The 18,874-nt window shown below is 66.1% G+C and carries 16 protein-coding genes and 1 tRNA gene; 11 read left to right on the forward strand and 6 right to left on the reverse strand.

The window, feature by feature from the left end:
• Positions 1-15: 15 nt before the first annotated feature.
• The gene (locus ACQR13_RS08610) at positions 16-336 is read left to right on the forward strand and encodes a hypothetical protein (protein ID WP_315826236.1); all 321 of its coding nucleotides are present in this window, start codon (positions 16-18) and stop codon (positions 334-336) included.
• 88 nt (positions 337-424) lie between these two features.
• Positions 425-511, forward strand: a tRNA-Leu gene (locus ACQR13_RS08615).
• Positions 512-547: 36 nt separating this feature from the next.
• Here the strand turns inward: ACQR13_RS08615 and ACQR13_RS08620 are convergent.
• The 4 genes from ACQR13_RS08620 to ACQR13_RS08635 all read right to left on the reverse strand — a co-directional run bounded on the left by ACQR13_RS08620 (position 548) and on the right by ACQR13_RS08635 (position 3,033).
• Positions 548-1,273 carry a Crp/Fnr family transcriptional regulator gene (locus tag ACQR13_RS08620; RefSeq protein ID WP_316175582.1) on the reverse strand — a complete coding sequence of 242 codons (726 nt, stop codon included), beginning with the start codon at positions 1,271-1,273 and terminating at the stop codon, positions 548-550.
• Positions 1,274-1,534: 261 nt separating this feature from the next.
• Entirely contained in the window at positions 1,535-2,194 is a 660-nt protein-coding gene (locus tag ACQR13_RS08625; protein ID WP_434862737.1) for a glutathione S-transferase family protein, read from the reverse strand.
• Between the two features lie 31 nt (positions 2,195-2,225).
• Positions 2,226-2,711 carry an SRPBCC family protein gene (locus ACQR13_RS08630; protein ID WP_315826239.1) on the reverse strand — a complete coding sequence of 162 codons (486 nt, stop codon included), beginning with the start codon at positions 2,709-2,711 and terminating at the stop codon, positions 2,226-2,228.
• Entirely contained in the window at positions 2,704-3,033 is a 330-nt protein-coding gene (locus tag ACQR13_RS08635; RefSeq protein WP_315714704.1) for an ArsR/SmtB family transcription factor, read from the reverse strand. The genes ACQR13_RS08630 and ACQR13_RS08635 overlap by 8 nt, the downstream gene beginning before the upstream one ends.
• Before the next feature lie 214 nt (positions 3,034-3,247).
• On the opposite strand from ACQR13_RS08635, the gene ACQR13_RS08640 reads away from it, so the two are divergent.
• On the forward strand, positions 3,248-4,651 hold the full coding sequence (locus ACQR13_RS08640) for a methyl-accepting chemotaxis protein (RefSeq protein WP_315826240.1): 1,404 nt from the start codon (positions 3,248-3,250) through the stop codon (positions 4,649-4,651).
• 328 nt (positions 4,652-4,979) lie between these two features.
• Here the strand turns inward: ACQR13_RS08640 and ACQR13_RS08645 are convergent, their stop codons facing one another.
• On the reverse strand, positions 4,980-6,593 hold the full coding sequence (locus ACQR13_RS08645) for an ABC transporter substrate-binding protein (protein WP_315826241.1): 1,614 nt from the start codon (positions 6,591-6,593) through the stop codon (positions 4,980-4,982).
• 264 nt (positions 6,594-6,857) lie between these two features.
• Between ACQR13_RS08645 and ACQR13_RS08650 the strand changes: the two genes are divergently transcribed.
• Entirely contained in the window at positions 6,858-6,998 is a 141-nt protein-coding gene (locus ACQR13_RS08650; protein WP_315714707.1) for a hypothetical protein, read from the forward strand.
• A gap of 98 nt (positions 6,999-7,096) precedes the next feature.
• Here the strand turns inward: ACQR13_RS08650 and ACQR13_RS08655 are convergent, their stop codons facing one another.
• Positions 7,097-8,710 (reverse strand): ABC transporter substrate-binding protein, encoded by a 1,614-nt coding sequence (locus ACQR13_RS08655; RefSeq protein WP_315749432.1) that lies wholly within the window; start codon positions 8,708-8,710, stop codon positions 7,097-7,099.
• 269 nt (positions 8,711-8,979) lie between these two features.
• Here ACQR13_RS08655 and ACQR13_RS08660 point away from each other — a divergent pair, with 269 nt between their 5' ends.
• The 7 genes from ACQR13_RS08660 to ACQR13_RS08690 all read left to right on the forward strand — a co-directional run bounded on the left by ACQR13_RS08660 (position 8,980) and on the right by ACQR13_RS08690 (position 18,607).
• On the forward strand, positions 8,980-10,110 hold the full coding sequence (locus ACQR13_RS08660) for a M20/M25/M40 family metallo-hydrolase (protein WP_434862738.1): 1,131 nt from the start codon (positions 8,980-8,982) through the stop codon (positions 10,108-10,110).
• Positions 10,111-10,517: 407 nt separating this feature from the next.
• The gene (locus ACQR13_RS08665) at positions 10,518-11,459 is read left to right on the forward strand and encodes an ABC transporter permease (protein WP_315714710.1); all 942 of its coding nucleotides are present in this window, start codon (positions 10,518-10,520) and stop codon (positions 11,457-11,459) included.
• Positions 11,460-11,470: 11 nt separating this feature from the next.
• Positions 11,471-12,361 (forward strand): ABC transporter permease, encoded by an 891-nt coding sequence (locus ACQR13_RS08670; RefSeq protein WP_315714711.1) that lies wholly within the window; start codon positions 11,471-11,473, stop codon positions 12,359-12,361.
• A gap of 133 nt (positions 12,362-12,494) precedes the next feature.
• Positions 12,495-14,141: an ABC transporter ATP-binding protein gene (locus ACQR13_RS08675; RefSeq protein WP_434862739.1), complete on the forward strand. Its 1,647-nt coding sequence runs from the start codon at positions 12,495-12,497 to the stop codon at positions 14,139-14,141.
• Between the two features lie 296 nt (positions 14,142-14,437).
• Positions 14,438-15,937, forward strand: a complete 1,500-nt coding sequence (locus ACQR13_RS08680; protein ID WP_434862740.1) for a M81 family metallopeptidase — start codon at positions 14,438-14,440, stop codon at positions 15,935-15,937.
• 20 nt (positions 15,938-15,957) lie between these two features.
• The gene (locus ACQR13_RS08685) at positions 15,958-17,121 is read left to right on the forward strand and encodes a M20 aminoacylase family protein (RefSeq protein ID WP_434862741.1); all 1,164 of its coding nucleotides are present in this window, start codon (positions 15,958-15,960) and stop codon (positions 17,119-17,121) included.
• Positions 17,122-17,185: 64 nt separating this feature from the next.
• Positions 17,186-18,607 carry an amidase gene (locus ACQR13_RS08690; RefSeq protein ID WP_434862742.1) on the forward strand — a complete coding sequence of 474 codons (1,422 nt, stop codon included), beginning with the start codon at positions 17,186-17,188 and terminating at the stop codon, positions 18,605-18,607.
• The last annotated feature ends 267 nt before the right edge of the window (positions 18,608-18,874 follow it).

The following is an 18,874-nucleotide window of genomic DNA, read 5'->3' on the forward strand; positions in this document are numbered from 1 at the left end:
TGAGGAACATAGATTATGGAGATTGCAGGGAAAATGCTCACCTGGGAGACTGCACAAACGACCCTCACTTGGCTATCTGTGCTCGCCGGTGGCGCAGCGGCATATCTTTGGTACCGCGCCTCTGTCGTAGTGGTGTGTGAAGGCGATCCCAAAGACGTCCCCGGGTACTACCTTGGCATGAACCATCCTTGGGCAAAAAAGGCAGGAAAGCAGATCAGCGTGCTGGGGACTTTTGCTGAAGGATCTCGCCTAAATCAGAGAGCCGCCATCGTCACCGGGATTTCTATCGGGCTCCAGGCGCTCGCTGTTGCCGCTGGCTACTTCGTGGCGAAGTGAACGAGAACAGAACGAGTTTTGTCTAACACTGGGCGGTTCCCGTCTAACGCTTGCCGCGGCAGACGAAAAAGGGTAGCGCAATCAACAGGCGGACGTGGCGGAACGGGTAGACGCAAGGGACTTAAAATCCCTCGATGGCAACGTCGTGTGGGTTCGAGTCCCACCGTCCGCACCAGCCCTGTGCACGCCCCGCTCGGCCGCCCTGCCCGGCTCAGTTCAACGCCGCCAGCCGCTCGAGCTCGGCGAGATCGGTGACCTCCAGCCTGCCCTCCGAGATCGTCAGGATCTTGCGATCGCGAAACAGCGCCAGCACGCGGCTGACATGGACCGAGGTCAGGCCGACGGCGTCGGCGATGTGCTGCTGCTTCAAGGGAAACGGATAGCGGTGATGCTGGACCACACCGTCCACCGCGACGCGCCGCATCAGGCTGAGCAGCAGATGCGCGATCCGACGCTCGGCCGGACGCTGGCCGAGCACGGTGATGAGCTCGTAGGAGGCCCGGCCGTTGTCGCCGAGAGAGCGGAACACCTCCATCATGACCAGCTCGTCGGCGCGGCACTGCTTGCGGACCTCCTCGCCATCGAGCCGGCTGACCTGGACCTGGGTCAATGCCTTGGCCGAGAAGCTCATGCCTTTGGCGAAGATCGCCGCCGGCGAGAAGATGTCGCCCGGCAGCAGGAAGCGCAGGATCTGGCGGCCGCCATCCGACAACTGGATGTAACGGAATGCCCAGCCGCTGCAGAGCACGAGCACATCGTCGCGCGCCTCGCTCTGGCATTTGATCTGCTGGCCGGCCCGGACGGTGAAGAACTGCTGATGGAGCCGCGGCAGCGCCGACTGCGCCCGGCAGGCCGTGAAAAGCGCGGCACAGAATCCGGAATCGACGTGGGTGCAGGAGACGCAGCAGCCGGGGAGATCGGGTTCTGATCGCAGCATCAAGGGGTGCGCGCTTGTGTCCAATCCGTCCCGCCGACCCGGCTTCGTCATTCGGTCATCGGGACGCTGTGGCGGTCGATCGGGTGCGGCGGATGCCGAGGCCCTTCGACCTGCGTCGCAGCTAAAATGGAACCGGCCCGCAGCGATATAACCTGGATTAATCAGGCGGCTGAAAGTCGCGCATCCATCCCGACGGCCGTCGCGGCGCGATCGCTCGCTTGGGCTTTGGATCTCACCCGAAGCATGATCGACGCCACGCGCCTACGCCGCCTGCGCTCGCGCCGTCAGCTCCACCATGGTGGTGGACTTGAAGCTCGGCCGCGCCTCCAGCCGTTCGATCCAGGCGACGAGGTTGGGATGGCCGGCGGTCAGCTCCGCCCATTCCGGCGTCAACGACAGGAAGCTCGCCTGCGGCGCGGCCTGCAGATCGGCCAGCGACAGATGATCGCCGACCATGAACGGCTGCTCGCCGAGCAGCCGCGACAACTCCGTGATGACGGTTCTCGCCTGCGGCATCGCGCGCGCGATCGCGGCTTCGTCGGTGGTCGTCCCGAAGAATTGCGGGCCGACGATGCGCTGGAAGATGATGACGTTGCAGACGCCCTGGAACAGGTACCAGTCGCTGATGTTCATCACCTGGTCCATGCGCGCGGCCTGCCTGATATCCGCGGGCGTCAGGGCCGGCTCGGGCAGCACGCGGTCGAGATAGCGCAGGATCGCCTGGGTCTCGTACAACACGAAGCCGTCATGCGCGAGCACCGGCACGCGCCCGAAGGGATGACGCGCCAGATGCGCCGCGCCCTTGGAGTCGCCCGGCGCCAGCGCCGCGAGCCGATACGGCGCGCCTTTCTCCTCCAGCGCGATCAGCACGCTGCGCCCGAACGGGCTCCCCGGCACGGAATGGACGACGAACTCGGACATCACGATCTCCCCCACGCAGATGATGAACTGCTCATGATGACGCCGGCGGCCGCTCGGCCTCGGCTACGAAGCGCTGCAGCAGCCCCGGCCAGCCGCCGTCGACATCCCGCCGCATCGACGCGCCGGCCTCGCGGCCCATGGTTTCGAACTTGTGGTGCAGCAGCTCGACGCGGGTCACGTCCGGGCCCTCGGCAACGAATTGCACATCGACCTCCGAGCGCATCGCCGCGTCCGGCTTCCACTGCGCATCGATCTGCCACAGCATGACGAAGCGATGCGGCGGCTCCCATAGCGTGATGGTCGCGACCGTGGTCGCCGTGCCGTCCTCGGCGATCTCGAGCCAGCGGCCGCCGAGCTTCGGCTCCAGCATCACCTTCTCGATCGGCTTGCGGCCGACCCCATGCGTATGCGGCCACCAGCGCGTCAGGCCGCGCGTGAACACGTCGAACGCATGATCGATCGGCGCCCGGACATGGACGAGCTTCCGCACCGGCGCGATCACGGCCCCCTCACTCATCGATCCCCCCTTTCGTCTGCCGATGCGTGCGCTCCGCCTCGATCTTGAAGGCGAGCAGCGCGTCGTCCCAGAAGCTGTCGAGCCAGTCGCGCAGCTCGGCCAACCCCTCACGGCGCAACGCGTAGATGCGGCGCACGCCTTCGCTGCGCTCCTCGACCAGCCCGGCATCCTTCAGCACCTTCAGATGCTGCGAGACCGCCGGCCGCGACACCGGCATCCCGGCCGCGATCGCATGGACCGGCCGCGGTCCACCGCGCAGCCGTTCGAACACCTCCCGCCGCGTCGGGTCCGCCAGCACATTCAGTGTCGTTCCGTAAGTCATGGCTTACTGTAAGCCACTACTTACATAAACGTCAAGGCGGCAGGCCGGAGAACGCGAGAGCCCCGATCCCTGCAGATCTCGCCACCGCCGGTTGCAAGGAGAAACCCGCCATTAACCATAACCGAACCAGGGTGGAACCAACGGTTGCCGGCGTCCGGGCGGGTTGTGCGACGTCGCTCAGGCTGGCCGGGGCTCGCCATCAATGAGAGGCACGATGCTGGGATTCCGCCGAAAGAACGAACCATCGGACGCCCCGCTTGCGTCCGACACCTCCGCACACGACGCCTTCCAGGACGCGCTGGCCCAGTGCCTCGGTGACTGGGCGGACGGCAAGCTCAATCGCGATATCGGAGGCGTCGATGCTGCCGCGCTGCGCGCCCAGCTCAAGCCGCAACTGATCGAGGCCATCCATCGTCTCGGCACCGCGCTCGCGGCCCGCGCGTCCCAGGATCTCGATTCCGTCGTCGACATCTGCATCAACAGCAACGAAGCCTCGATCAGCGCGGCGCGCCTGATCGGCGCCTCCAACAATCAGTCCGAACGCTGTCAGAGTCTCGCTGCCGCATCGGTGGAGATGCAGGCCTCCGTGCACACCATCCGGTCGACGTCGACCGAAGCCGCTGCCGAGGCTGCCGCGACGCGCCAGGCCGTCGAGAACAGCGTGACCGCGGTACAACGGACGTTGCAGACGATGAACGGCATCGCCAGCTCCGTGCGCGACACCTCGGCGAAGATCGCCGATCTCAGCGCCGCCTCCGCCGAGATCGGATCCATCGTCGGCACCATCGACGCGATCGCCAACCAGACCAACCTGCTGGCACTCAATGCCACCATCGAGGCGGCGCGCGCCGGCGAATTCGGCAGGGGCTTCGCGGTGGTCGCCGCCGAGGTCAAGAACCTGTCGCAGCAGACCACCAAGGCGACGGAGGACATCAAGGGTCGTATCGAGCGGCTGCAAGCCGAGATGAGCGGCATCGTCGAGGCCATGGCCGGCGGCGCCAAGGCGGTCGAGGTCGGCATGTCCGAGATGAACGATCTGGCGCAGGCGATCGATCAGGCCGGCACCCGGACCGCGGTGGTCAGCACCAAGATGGATGAGATCTCCGGCATTCTCGCCGAGCAGTCCGCCGCAACCGACGAGGTCGCGCAGGGCATCACCATCATCGCCGATCTCGCGACCGCCAATGCCAACGAGGTGATGTCGCTCGCGGACACCATGGGCAAGACGGACGCAAAGGTCGGCAAGATGCTGGGCGAGATCGCCAAGCTCTCGCTCGACAACCAGGTGGTGAGATTGGCCAAGGCCGATCACGTGATCTGGAAGAAGCGGCTGGTGGACATGTCGGTCGGCCGGCTGCAACTTCGCGCCGACGAGCTCTCCGATCATCACACGTGCCGGCTCGGCAAATGGTACTATGGCGAAGGCGGCCAGCGTCTGGCCGGCGATCCGGCATTTCGCAACCTCGAACGCCCTCACGAGGCGGTGCACCGCCACGGCAAGGAAGCCGCGCGCCTGTTCAGCTCAGGGCGCATCGATGAAGCGCTCAACGAGATCGGCAGGGTCGAGGTCGCTTCCAGCGAGGTGTTGGCGGCGCTGGACGAGATCAGGGCCTCATAGCTACGAGGCTGCTGCCGACGTCACGTCACTCCATCCTCGCGTCATTCCGGGGCGTGCGCAGCACGAGCCCGGAATCCATAGCCACAGGACAGGGTGTGGTGTGAGATGGCAGTGGCGCTTGTCTTCGCCACATGACGGCGCGTGGATATGGATTCCGGGCTCATCGCTGCGCGATGCCCCGGAATGACGGCGAGAGAGCCGGCCCCGTCGGCAGTCGTGTAGCCCGGATGAGCGATAGCGACATCCGGGTCTCCTCCACAGCGCGTTTGAACCCGGATGTCGCTATCGCTCATCCGGGCTGCGGCTACGGGCCGCGGCCGACATCTCGTCACTCGCTCTTGTCGACGTTCCAGAACACCGGCACGGCCTGCCCTTCCAGGACGCCGGTGATCGATTTGCGCCAGGCGCTCGGCATGAACCATTGGCCGAGCGGCACGTAGATCACCTGGTCGTAGACCTCCTGCTGAATCTGGGCGGCGATCCGCTTCTGGTCCTCCGGCTTCGTGGCCTTGGCGAAGGCGTCGCGCAGCTCCTCCATCTTGGGATCGTCGGGCCAGCCGAACGGGCTCTTCTGGCCGCGTGCGCCGACGAAGGTGCTGCCGATCGGATTGCCGGAGTCGGCGATCACCGAGTTGGTGAAGAACATGTTCCAGCCGCCCTCCTTGGGCGGCTTCTGGCTGGCACGCCGCGTCACCACGGTCTGCCAGTCCGTCGTCTGCAGATCGACCTTGAAGCCGGCCTCGCGCAACAGCTGCGCGGCGACCACCGGCTGCGCCTTCAGGGTGATCGCATCGCCCGGCGCGAGGATCACGACGGGCGTACCGTCATAGCCGGCCTCGGCCAGCAGCTTCTTGGCCTGCTCCATGCCGTTGCCCTTCACCAGCGTCTCCGAGCCGATGTCGGATTCGAGCGGCGTGCCGCAGCCGAACACGGCGCCGCAGATCGTGTAGTACTTGGCGTTACCGACGAGCGCGTCGAGCACATCCTTCTGGTTCAGCGCCAGGAACGCCGCACGGCGGATCTTCACATTGTCGAACGGCGGAAACAGGAAGTTCATGCGTCCCAAGGTCTGGTAGCCGAACTTGTTCAGCACGTTCATCGAAAGATCGGGATTGGCTGATAGCACCGGCTCGAGATCGAGCGGCGGGAATTCCATGAAGTCGATGTCGCCGGCCTGCAGCGCGTTGACGGCCGTCTGCGCATCGGGCATCGAGACCCACTCGACGCGGTCGACCTTCACCACCTTGCCGCCGGCCGTCCAGCTCGGCGGCTCCTTGCGCGGCACGTAGTCGGTGTTCTTCTCATACACCGCCTTCACGCCCGGCTGGAATTCCGCCTTGACGAACTTGAACGGTCCGGAGCCGATCTGCTCCGAGATCTGCTGGTTCGCGGGCGTCTCGGCCAAACGCTTCGGCATCATGAACGGTACGTAGGAGGACGGCTTGCCGATCGACTCCAGCACCAGGCCGTACGGCTCCTTCAGCTTCAAGGTGATGGTCTTGGCATCGGTGGCCTCGAGCGAGGCCGTGGCCTCCATCAGCTTCTGGCCCATGCTGTCGTTGCGGCTCCAGCGCTTCAACGAGGCGACGCAATCTTCGGCGGTGACCGGCGCGCCGTCGTGCCACTTCAGGCCGTCGCGCAAGGTGAAGGTGTAGGTCAGCTTGTCGTCCGAGACCGTCCACTCTGCCATCTGCGGCTGGACCTGAAACTTGGCGTCGGTCCCGAGCAGGGTGTCGTATACCATGTAGCCGTGGTCGCGCGTGATGTAGGCCGGCGTGAACACGGGATCGATGACGCGCAGATCCGAATGCATCACCGCCGTGATCGTCTTCTTGCCGGCGGCGAGGGCCTGGGTCGTCACGCCCGCCATCGACACGGCCATGACCGAGGCGACGAACCATGAAACGAGCGCGGATGCGGTCCGGCGCGGAGTATGTGACATGCGATCTCTCTTGACGTGGGCTTCCATCCGAGGGCCCCGATACCGATCAAGGCCTGACGAGGCGTCCTGCGTCGCGTCTGCAAACGCTCAGCAAACAGTCTCGGCGAGGGAGACTTGCAGCAGTTCCATCGGAGGTCAATCGCCACGGACGCATGGGTCACCGCATCACGCGGCTGCACACATCGTGACTGCCGACGATGGCGTCCCGCCATCTGGAACTCGGCTGCGCCTCGTCCGTTATGCGCAGCAGCAAGGAGCCTGATGATGCCGAATGAAGTCACCAAGCCGCGGGACAGCCGACATCCGGCCATGCCGATCCGCACCGATAAGAACCCGTCCCAGGATCAGATCAGCCCACCCTTGATGGTCGAGGGTCTCGAAGCCGTGCGCGATCCGCACTGCTGAAGGGCGCTAACGCACGGGCGAATGCAGGAACAAAAAAGAGACGCGGCGAAGTCTCCACTTCGCCGCGTCTTTGTTTGCGTCACGAGTGCGTCCGCCGCCTACTCGCTCTTGTCGACATTCCAGAACACCGGCGTCGCCGGGCCGTCGAGCACGCCGGTCAGCGATTTGCGCCAGCCACTCGGCAGCAGATATTGTCCGAGCGGGATGTAGATCACCTTCTCGTAGTTCTGCTTCTGGATTTCGGTGGCGATCTTCTTCTGCTCGTCGAGCGAGGACGACCGCGCGTAGGCGTCGCGCAGCTTCTCGATGTCGGCATCCTCGGCCCAGCCGAACCAGCCGCCCTTGGTGCCGCGGCCGCCGACCGAGACGTTCGCCACGGGATTGGCGACGTCGGCGCCGACCCAGTTGGTGAAGAACATGTTCCAGCCGCCCTCCTTCACGGGCTTCTGGCTGGCGCGCCGCGTCACCACCGTCTGCCAGTCGGTGGCCTGCAGGTCGACCTTGAAGCCGGCCTCGCGCAACAGCTGCGCCGCCACCACGGGCTGCGCCTTCAAGGTGGTGACGTCGCCCGGCGCCATGATCGCGATCGGCGTGCCGTCATAGCCGGACTCGGCGAGCGCCTTCTTGGCCTCGGCCATGCCGTTGCCCTTGATCAGCGTCTCGGCACCGACGTCGGTCTCGAGCGGCGTGCCGCACACGAACACGGCGCCGCAGACCTTCTGGTACTTCTCGTTGCCGACCAGCGCGTCGAGCACGTCCTTCTGGTTCAGGGCGAGGAAGGCCGCGCGGCGCACCTTCACGTTGTCGAACGGCGGGTTGAGGAAGTTCATGCGGCCGAGCGTCTGGTAGCCGAACTTGTTCAGCACGTCGATCTTGAGCTCGGAGTTCGACTCCAGCACCGGCAGCATGTCGTAGGGAAGGTTCTCCATGAAGTCGATGTCGCCGGACTGCAGCGCGTTCACAGCGGTCTGCGCGTCAGGCATCGTGATCCACTCGACGCGGTCGACCTTCACCACCTTGCCGCCGGACGTCCAGCTCGCCGGCTCCTTGCGCGGCACGTAGTCGGTGTTCTTCTCGTACACCGCCTTCACGCCCGGCTGGAATTCCGCCTTGACGAATTTGAACGGGCCCGAGCCGATCTGCTCGGGAATCTGCTGGCCCTGCGGCGTCTCGGCGAGACGCTTCGGCATCATGAACGGCACCAGCGAGGACGGCTTGGCGATCGACTCCAGGACGAGTCCGTAGGGCTCCTTCAACTTGAGCACGATGGTCTTGGCATCCGGCGCCTCCAGGCTCGCCGTGAAGTCCATCAGCTTCTGGCCCATGCCGTCATTGCGGCCCCAGCGCTTCAGCGAGGCGACGCAGTCCTCGGCGGTCACGGGCGTGCCGTCATGCCATTTCAGGCCGTCGCGCAGGGTGAAGGTGTAGGTCAGCTTGTCGTCGGAGACCTTCCAGTCCGCCATCTGCGGCTGGACCTTGAAATTCGAATCGGTCGCCAGCAGCGTGTCATAAACCATGTAGCCATGGTCGCGGGTGATGTAGGCCGTCGTGAATCCGGGATCGATGACGCGCAGATCCGAATGCATCACCGCCGTGATCGTCTTCTTGCCGGCTGCGATGGCCTGGGTGCTCAGCGCCGTCGAGAGCGAAAGCATGGAAACGGCGAGGCTCGTCGCGAGCGTCAGACGTTTCCAGCGCGGGCTGTGGAACATTACGAGGTCTCCTGAGTGGATGGCTTGACCTGAAACTCATCAGATCCAGACCATTCGTTGGGCGTGCAGATCAATCCTTGTGCGAACTAACATGCTGTAAGTCGCGAGCTTTCGACAGTTGCAGACGTCGCCTTTCGCGTCAATCCGCATTCAGCGCATGCGGCCCTGGGCTGACAATGCCGTTAACGTCTGCGTAGCTTTCGCTTTACAAGGCGTACGCAACTCCGTCTCCTGTCATGAGATCGCGACAAAGCCTTGAGAGAGCACAAATGAATCCAGCCCATCTTCCCTTCGATACCGAAATCATGCTGCGGGGCTTGCGCGGCTGGGTCGAGTGCGAAAGTCCGACCTGGGACGCCGCCGCGGTGGAGCGCATGCTGGATCTTGCCGCGCGCGACATGGCCATCATGGGTGCGACGATCGAGCGCATCGCCGGGCGCCAGGGTTTCGCCGGCTGCGTGCGCGCCCGCTTCCCGCACCCGCGGCAGGGTGAGCCCGGCATCCTGATCGCCGGCCACATGGATACCGTTCACCCCGTCGGCACGCTGGCCAGACTGCCTTGGCGCCGCGAGGGCAACAAATGCTATGGGCCCGGCATCTGCGACATGAAGGGCGGCAACTATCTCACGCTGGAAGCGATCCGCCAGCTGATCAAGGCTTCCATCGCGACGCCGCTGCCGATCACCATCCTGTTCACGCCGGACGAGGAGGTCGGCACGCCTTCGACCCGCGACATCATCGAAGCCGAGGCGCAGCGCAACAAATACGTGCTGGTGCCCGAGCCGGGCCGTCAGGACAACGGCGTGGTGACCGGCCGCTATGCCATCGCCCGCTTCAATCTCGAGGCGATCGGGCGCCCGAGCCATGCCGGCGCACGGCTCGGCGCGGGTCGTTCCGCCATCCGGGAAATGGCGCGACAGATCCTCGCCATCGACGGCATGACGACGGAGGACTGCACCTTCTCGGTCGGCATCGTGCATGCCGGCCAGTGGGTCAACTGCGTCGCCACCACCGCCACCGGCGAAGCGCTCAGCATGGCGAAGCGGCAGGCCGATCTCGACCACGGCGTGGAGCGGATGCTGGCGCTCTCCGGCACCACCGACGACGTGACCTTCAAGGTGACGCGCGGCGTGACGCGGCCGGTGTGGGAGCCGGATTCCGGAACCATGGCGCTGTACGAGAAGGCGCGCGACATCGCCGAACAGCTCGGCCTGTCGCTGCCGCACGGCTCGGCAGGCGGCGGCTCGGATGGCAACTTCACCGGCGCGCTCGGCATTCCGACCCTCGACGGCCTCGGGGTGCGCGGCACCGACATGCACACCCTGAACGAGCACATCGAGATCGACAGCCTTGCCGAGCGTGGCCGCCTGATGGCGGGGCTGCTCGCGACCCTGGCGTAGGATTGCCTCCGGGCAAGATCTCGTAGCCCGCATGAGCGCAGCGACATGCGGGGTCATCGCCGCAGCGCGAGACCCCGGGGTCGCTTCGCTCTCCCGGCTACGCACCGCCTGCTGCGCAGCAGCAAGGTTTCATTTTCCGGGACCAGGACGGTGAGTAGACAACGGCTCCACGGCGCGCGCATGATGGCATGCGGCTTGCAAAGTTTCGCGCAAGGTTCGCCGCAAAGTGCTGCGACATTGTTCGCAAATGCGACGGTTCGCGCGGATCACGAACGCCGTGTCATCGCGCGTGCACGAGCGGACGAGCGAACACCGGAGACCTTGAAAGCGATGGATATCGGTGACATGCACACTCTCTCACGACGTTGCGCGCGTCGCCCCAGCACCATGAAGGCGGTTCTCTCAAGATGATCGGTTATCTGCTTCGCCGCATCCTCGCATCCATCCCCGTGATGGGCGTGGTGGCGCTGTTCGTCTTTCTGCTGCTGCGGCTGACGCCGGGCGATCCCGCCGCGATTCTCGCCGGCGACAACGCGACCCCTGAGCAGCTCGAGCGCATCCGCACCACGCTCGGACTGAACGAGCCGCTCTACATCCAGTTCATCACCTGGATCAATCAGCTGCTGCATGGCGATCTCGGCGTGTCGCTGATCTCGAAGGTGCCGGTGCTGCAGATGATCGGCCAGCGCATCGAGCCGTCGATCTCGGTCGCGATCTCGACCATCATCCTGTCGATCCTCGTCGCTGTCCCGCTCGGCGTCATCGCGGCCTGGAAGCACGGCACCTGGATCGATCGTTTCGTGATGGCGCTCTCGGTGATCGGCTTCTCGGTGCCGGTGTTCGTCATCGGCTACATCCTGATCCAGCTGTTCGCGATCAACCTGCGCTGGGTCCCCGTTCAGGGCTTCAAGAGTCTCAGCGCCGGCTTCGGCCCGTTCTTCGAGCGCATCATCCTGCCGACCTGCGCGTTGTCCTTCATCTACGTCGCGCTGATCGCGCGCATGACGCGCGCCGCGATGCTCGACGTGCTCGGCGAGGACTTCGTGCGCACCGCGCGCGCCAAGGGCGTCAGCGAGATCGCGGTGCTGCTGCGCCACGCGTTGCGCAATGCGGCCGTGCCCGTCATCACGGTGATCGGCTCCGGCTTCGCGCTGTTGATCTCCGGCGTCGTGGTCACCGAGAGCGTGTTCAACCTGCCCGGCATCGGCCGCCTCACCGTCGACGCCGTGCTGGCGCGCGACTATCCGGTCATCCAGGGCATGATCCTTCTGACCTCCTTCATCTATCTCGCGGTCAATCTCCTGATCGACCTCGCCTACACCCTGCTCGATCCACGCATCCGCTACTGAGGCCCTTTCCGATGGCGATCGTCACCACCCCTGAGCCGTCGATCCCGGTCACCACCCGACTGGGGCCCCGGTTCGGCTTTCTCACCTCGACCCCGATCATCGCCGTGGCGACCGTCTGCCTGTCGCTCATCGTGCTGATATCGATCCTCGCACCGCTGCTGGCGCCGCACGATCCCGTGCTGCTCGCGCCGGCGCAGCGGCTCAAGCCGTCGAGCGCGCAACACCTGCTCGGCACCGACGCCTATGGCCGCGACCTGCTGTCGCGCACGATCTATGGCGGCCGCATCTCGCTTCTGGTCGGCGTCGGCGCCGCGATCATCTCGATCGCGATCGGGCTCGTGATCGGCCTCGTCTCCGGCTTCTTCCGCTGGGTCGATGCCATCCTGATGCGCGTGATGGACGGCCTGATGGCGATCCCGAGCATCCTGCTCGCCATCGCCGTGGTCTCGCTGTCGGGCGCCAGCGTCGGCACCGTGATGATCGCGATCACCATCGTCGAGATCCCGCGCGTGGCCCGCCTGGTCCGCTCGGTGGTGCTGACCGCGCGCGAGGAGCCCTATGTCGAGGCCGCCATCTCGCTGGGCACCTCGATGCCCAAGATCATGTGGCGGCATCTGATGCCGAACACGATCGCGCCGCTGATCGTCCAGGGCACCTACATCTGCGCCGCCGCGATCCTCACCGAGGCGATCCTGTCGTTTCTCGGCGCCGGCATCAGCCCGGAGACGCCGACCTGGGGCAACATCATGGCCGAGGGCCGCTCCTACTTCCAGATCAAGCCGTCGCTGATCTTCTGGCCGGGCCTGCTGCTGTCGATCGCCATCCTCTCGATCAACCTGATCGGCGACGCCGCCCGCGACGCGCTCGACCCGCGCATGAAGCAGCGCGAGGCCGGCAAGTGACGGCCGTTCGTAGCCCGGATGATCATCTCACTTTTCGTCATTGCGAGCGAAGCGAAGCAATCCAGGGCCACGCCCGGAACTCTGGATTGCTTCGTCGCTTCGCTCCTCGCAATGACGCTGGAGAAATGAACACATGACCGACACCATCCTCGACATCGACAATCTCGTCGTTACCGTCGGCAAGACGAAGAACCCGAACGGCCCGCGCATCATCGACGGCGTCTCGATCAAGGTCGAAAAGGGCGAGACGCTCTGCGTCGTCGGCGAAAGCGGCTCCGGCAAATCGGTGACCTCGCTGACCACGATGGGCCTGCTGCCGAAGAACGCGCTTCATGCCGTCGGCGGCAGCGTCAAGCTGGTCGGCGAAGAGCTGCTCACCGCGAGCGATCGCCGGCTGCGCGAGCTGCGCGCCACCCGGATGGCGATGATCTTCCAGGAGCCGATGACCGCGCTCAATCCGGTCGTGCCGGTGGGCCGCCAGATCGACGAGGTCCTGCGCGCGCATACGTCTCTCGATGCGCGGACGCGGCGCAAGCGCATCCTCGACATGATGGAGCAGGTCCACCTGCCCGACGTCGAGCGCATTTTCGGCTCCTATCCCCATCGCCTGTCCGGCGGCCAGCGCCAACGCATCATGATCGCGATGGCGCTGGTGCTCGAGCCGAAACTCCTGATCGCCGACGAGCCGACCACCGCACTCGACGTCACCACGCAGAAGCAGATCCTCTCGCTGATCCGCGAGTTGCAGCGCGATCACGGCACCGCCGTGCTGTTCATCACCCACGACATGGGCGTCGTCGCCGAGATCGCCGACCGCGTCTCGGTGATGCGCCAGGGCCGCCTGGTCGAGACCGGCGCGCTCGACAAGATCCTGCGCAGCCCCGAGATGGACTATACGCGCAACCTGCTCGCTTCCGTGCCCAGCCTGATCCCACGCCCGCCGCGGCCCGAGAGCACCGAGCCGGTGGTGCTGGAGACCAACGAGCTCGGCAAGGTCTATCGCGAGCGCTCGTTCATCGGCAAAGCGCGCGAAGTCGTCGCTGCGCAGAACGTCACGCTCACCCTGCGCAAGGGCCGTACGCTCGGCATCGTCGGCGAAAGCGGCTCCGGCAAATCGACCGTGGCCCGCTGCATCGTGCGGCTGATCGATCCGACCTCCGGCGGCGTCCGCCTCGCCGGCCACGAGATCTCGATCCTGACCCGCCGGCTGCTGCAGCCGCACCGCAAGCGCATCCAGATCGTGTTCCAGGATCCCTACCGCTCGCTCAACCCGCGGCTGACCGTCGGCGAGAGCATCGCCGAGGGACCGGTCAACTACGGCACCTCGCATGACAAGGCGATGGCGCGGGCGCGCGAGCTGCTCGAGCTGGTCGGCCTGCCCGCGGACGCGATCTCGCGCTATCCGCACCAGTTCTCCGGCGGCCAGCGCCAGCGCATCGCGATCGCGCGCGCGCTCGCGCTCGATCCCGACGTGCTGGTGGCGGATGAAGCGGTCTCCGCGCTCGACGTCTCGGTGCAGGCGCAGGTGCTGGAGCTGCTCGACGAGATCCAGCGCCGGCTCGGCATCGCCATCCTGTTCATCACGCATGACCTGCGGGTCGCCGCGCAGATCTGCGACGACGTCGTCGTGATGCAGAAGGGCCGCATCGTCGAACAGGGCCCGGCCGGCGAGATCCTGACGCATCCGAAGGAGGCCTATACGAAATCCCTGCTCGAGGCCGCGCCGGGGCGGAACTGGGACTTCGCGAATTTCCGCCCGGTGTCGGAGGCCGTGGCGTAGCAGGGCCACCCACCGCTGTCATTCCGGGGCGTGCGCAGCACGAACCCGGAATCCATACCCTCAGGCGGGTGTGGTGATATCGGCTGGTCGACAGCCTGCTTCCCAACGACCGCCTGTGGGTATGGATTCCGGGCTCATCGCCGTGCGATGCCCCCGGAATGACGCGCGGAGAGAGTCCGTGCAGGCCGGCGCGCCGTCATCGTGGCCCGCATGCAAAACGGCATCGCTCCTTCGCTTGCCTGCGCCGCGAGGGCCGGTCTAACGTCATGACACGTTCAACGGCCTGAGGCGAAGTAATGACGCGCGTCGCGATCGGCGGCTTCCTGCACGAGACCAACACATTCGCACCGACGAAAGCGGACTACGACGCGTTCATGCACGGCGGCGGCCGCGCCTCGATCGCCGATGCGGCCTCCGTGCTCACGACGATGCGCGGCATCAATGCGGGCCAGGCCGGCTTCATGGCGGTCGCAGAAGCCAACGGTTGGGACGTCGTGCCCACCATCGCCTGCGCGGCGAGTCCCTCGGCGCATGTCACCAGGGATGCGTTCGAGCGCATCACGGGCGTGATGGTCGACCGTATCGAGGCCGCCGGCCCGCTCGACGGCGTCTATCTCGACCTGCATGGTGCGATGGTGACGGAGCATCTCGACGACGGCGAAGGCGAGATCCTGGCGCGCGTGCGCGAGGTGATCGGCCCGAACGTGCCGCTGGTCGCGAGCCTCGACCTGCATGCCAACGTCACCCCCGAGATGATGGCACATGCCGACGCGCTGATCGCCTACCGGAAATATCCGCACACCGACATGGCCGACACCGGCCGCGCCAGCGCCGAGCACCTCGCGCTGCTGCTGCGCGCAAAGGCGCCGCTGGCGAAAGCCTTCCGGCAATTGCCGTTCCTGATCCCGATCAGCTGGCAGTGCACCAATGACCAGCCGACCAAGGGCATCTACGAGAAGCTTGCGGCGCTGCAGAGCGAGGCGGTGCCGACGCTGTCGTTCGCGCCCGGCTTTCCCGCCGCCGATTTCGCGCATTGCGGCCCAAGCGTGTTCGCTTATGGCCGGACGCAGGCCGACGCGGACGCCGCGGCGGATGCGATCGCGGCGATCGTCGCGGGCCACGAGGATGATTTCGACGGCCGCATCTACACGCCCGATGACGGCGTGCGCCATGCGATGACGCTGGCGAAGACAGCGACGCGTCCGATCGTGATCGCCGACACCCAGGACAATCCCGGCGCGGGCGGCGATTCCGATACGACCGGCATGCTGCGCGCGCTGGTGCGCAATCGCGCCAGCCGCGCCGCGATCGGCATGATCTACGATCCGCAAGCGGCGATCGCCGCGCATGCGGCCGGCGAAGGGGCCACCGTGACGCTGTCGCTCGGCGGCAAGAGCGGCATTCCCGGCGATGCGCCGTTCGAGGAGAGCTTCATCGTCGAGAAGATCTCCGACGGCCGCTTCGTCGCACCCGGCCCGTTCTACGGCGGCCGCAAGATGGAAATGGGCCCGTCAGCGTGTTTGCGCATTGGCGACGTCCGCGTCGTCGTGGCCTCGCACAAGTCCCAGCTTGCCGACCAGGAGATGTACCGCTTCGTCGGCATCGAGCCGACCGCGCAGGCGATCCTGGTCAACAAGAGCTCGGTGCATTTCCGCGCCGATTTCGAACCGATCGCCGAACATCTCCTGATCTGCGCCGCGCCCGGCGCGATGCCCGCCGATCCCTCCACCCTGCCCTGGACCAGCTTGCGTCCGGGCATCCGCCTCAAGCCGAACGGCCCGGCGTTCGAAGCTTAACCCGACAACGGAAACGCCCCATGCCCACCATCGATCGCATCCAGGCTTACGCCGACGAGCTCACCGCCATCCGCCGCGACCTGCACGCGCATCCGGAGATCGGCTTCGAGGAGACGCGCACCTCCGGCATCGTCGCCGAGAAGCTTGCGCAATGGGGCATCGAGGTGCATCGCGGCCTCGGCGGCACCGGGGTGATCGGCGTGCTGAAGGGCAAGAACGACAGCGGCAGGAAGATCGGCCTGCGCGCCGACATGGATGCGCTGCCGATGGAGGAGAACACGAACCTGCCGTGGCGCTCGACCATCCCCGGCCGTTTCCACGGCTGCGGCCATGACGGCCACACCACGATGCTGCTCGGCACCGCGCGCTATCTCGCCGAGACCCGCAACTTCGACGGCACCGTGCACTTCATCTTCCAGCCGGCGGAGGAAGGCCTCGGCGGCGCACGTGCGATGATCAAGGACGGCCTGTTCCAGAAGTTCCCCTGCGACGAATTGTACGGCTTGCACAACGCGCCGGACTTGGAGCACGGCGAGATCGCGATCCTGCCCGGTCCGGCAATGGCCGGCGCCGACTTCTTCGACATCCGGATTTCCGGCTACGGCGCTCATGGCGCCATGCCCGAGCGTTCCAAGGATGCGGTGGTGATCGCGACCACCGTGGCGCAGGCGATCCAGACCATCGTCAGCCGCAATGTCGAGCCACTGCAGGCCGCGGTCGTCTCGATTACGCAGATCCACGCCGGCTCGGCCTACAACGTCATTCCCGGCGATGCCTGGCTGTGCGGCACCGTGCGCGCGTTCTCGGACCCCGTGCGCGCGTTGGTGCGCGAGCGCATGCGCGCGATCTGCGCCGGCATGGCGGCCGCCTTCAATTGCGAGATCGATGTCGACATCCGCGACACGTTCAGCGTGCTGGTGAACCAGGAGGAGCAGTCCAAGGTCGTCGAGCAGGTCGCGCGCACCGTGGTCGATCCATCCAAGGTGCTGACGCGCTCGACGCCGAAGATGGGCAGCGAGGATTTCGCCGACATGCTGCAGACGATTCCCGGCGCCTATTTCTGGGTCGGCCATGACGGCTCGGTGCCGGTGCACAATCCCGGCTACGTGCTCGACGACAAGATCCTGCCGATCGGCGCCAGCATGTTCGCCCGCATCATCGAGACGCGGCTGCCGGCGGCCTAGCGCGACTGACATACTCAATGAGCGGGCGGCAGATCGAGATGAACTTCGGCGTGGGAGTACCAGCATGCACAAGCCCGTCTCGGATGACGTCACCTCGCTTCATGATCTCTCCGCCGTCGACCTGATCGCCGGCTATCGCGCGCGCCAGTTCTCGCCGTCCGAGGTGATGGACGAGGTCCTGGCGCACGTGGCGGCGTGGGAGCCGCACATCAAGGCGCTGTATCTGCTCGACGCCGACGCCGCGCGGGCCGCGGCCGAGGCGTCGACCGCGCGCTGGGCCAATGACGAGCCGGCCGGCGTGCTCGACGGCGTACCGGCGACGGTGAAGGACAATCTCGCCACCAAGGGTCAGCCGATGCCGCTCGGCGCAGCCAGCGTCACGCGCACGCCGCTCGCCGCCGATGCGCCGCCGGTGGCGCGGCTGCGCGAGGCCGGCGCGATCATCTTCGCCAAGACCACGATGCCCGATTACGGCATGCTGTCGTCCGGCCTGTCGAGCTTCCATCCGCTGACGCGCAATCCATGGGATCTCCGCATGAACCCCGGCGGTTCGAGCGCCGGTGCGGGTGCCGCAGCCGCCGCGGGCTACGGTCCGCTGCATGTCGGCACCGACATCGGCGGCTCGATCCGGCTGCCCGCGTCGTGGTGCGGCCTCGTCGGATTGAAGCCGAGCTTCGGCCGCGTGCCGATCGACCCGCCTTATGTCGGCCGCGTCGCCGGTCCGATGACGCGCATCGTCGACGATGCCGCGCTGATGATGAGCGTGCTGTCCAAGCCCGACCGCCGCGACGGCACCAGCCTGCCGCCGTCGGACCTGCACTGGAAGGTCACGGAGAAGCCGGTGCGCAAGCTACGCATCGGCCTGATGCTCGATCTCGGCGGCGTCGGCCAGCCACTGGAGGAGCCTGTGCGCGCGACGACCCTGGCTGCGGCAAAAGCGTTCGAGGACGCCGGCGCCGTGATCAGCGAGGTCAAAGGCTTCCTGACGCGCGAGATGCTCGATGGTCTCGACAATTTCTGGCGTGCACGGCTGTGGGACGATCTGGCGCGGCTGGCGCCCGAGGTGCGCGCGAAGACCCTGCCCTACATCCTGCGCTGGGCCGAACGCGGCGCCGCGCTCTCCGGCGTCGAAGTCGTCAGAGGCTTCAACGTCACGATGGCGCTACGCGCCGCCGCGGCAAGACTGTTCTGCGACTACGACTACATCATCTCGCCGGTCTCGCCCGGCGTGAAATTCCCCGCCGAGTTCGCCTCGCCGGTCAACGACCCCGAGAGGCCGTTCGAGCACATCACCTACACCGTGCCCTGGAACATGTCGGAGAACCCGGCAATCTCCGTCAATGCCGGCTACGACCCCGACGGCTTCCCGATCGGCCTGCAGATCGTCGGCCGCCGCTTCGATGATGTCGGCGTACTTGGGATGGCCAAGATGTTCGAGGGATTACGCGGCGAGCAGCGGCCATGGCCGATACTGCCGGCCTCCTGATTCGCGTCACCCCACTCCTTCCTCCGTCATTGCGAGCGAAGCGACGCAATCCAGAGTCCCGCCCACGACTCTGGATTGCTTCGCTGACGCTCGCCATGACGGGGACAGAGCGTGGACCACATCGCTGCCGGATCGCGTGCAGGGAGAGCAATGAAAAGCGCGGCGCTTTGCCCGCCATGCGGAATGTCGTCACGATTTGACGCGGCCTCTCGCTGAACTATTGTACTCCCTATCGTCGATCCCAGTCGTCGTCATTCCGGGGCGTGC

This window comes from Bradyrhizobium sp. HKCCYLRH3059, assembly GCF_051168035.1.
GTDB lineage: Bacteria > Pseudomonadota > Alphaproteobacteria > Rhizobiales > Xanthobacteraceae > Bradyrhizobium.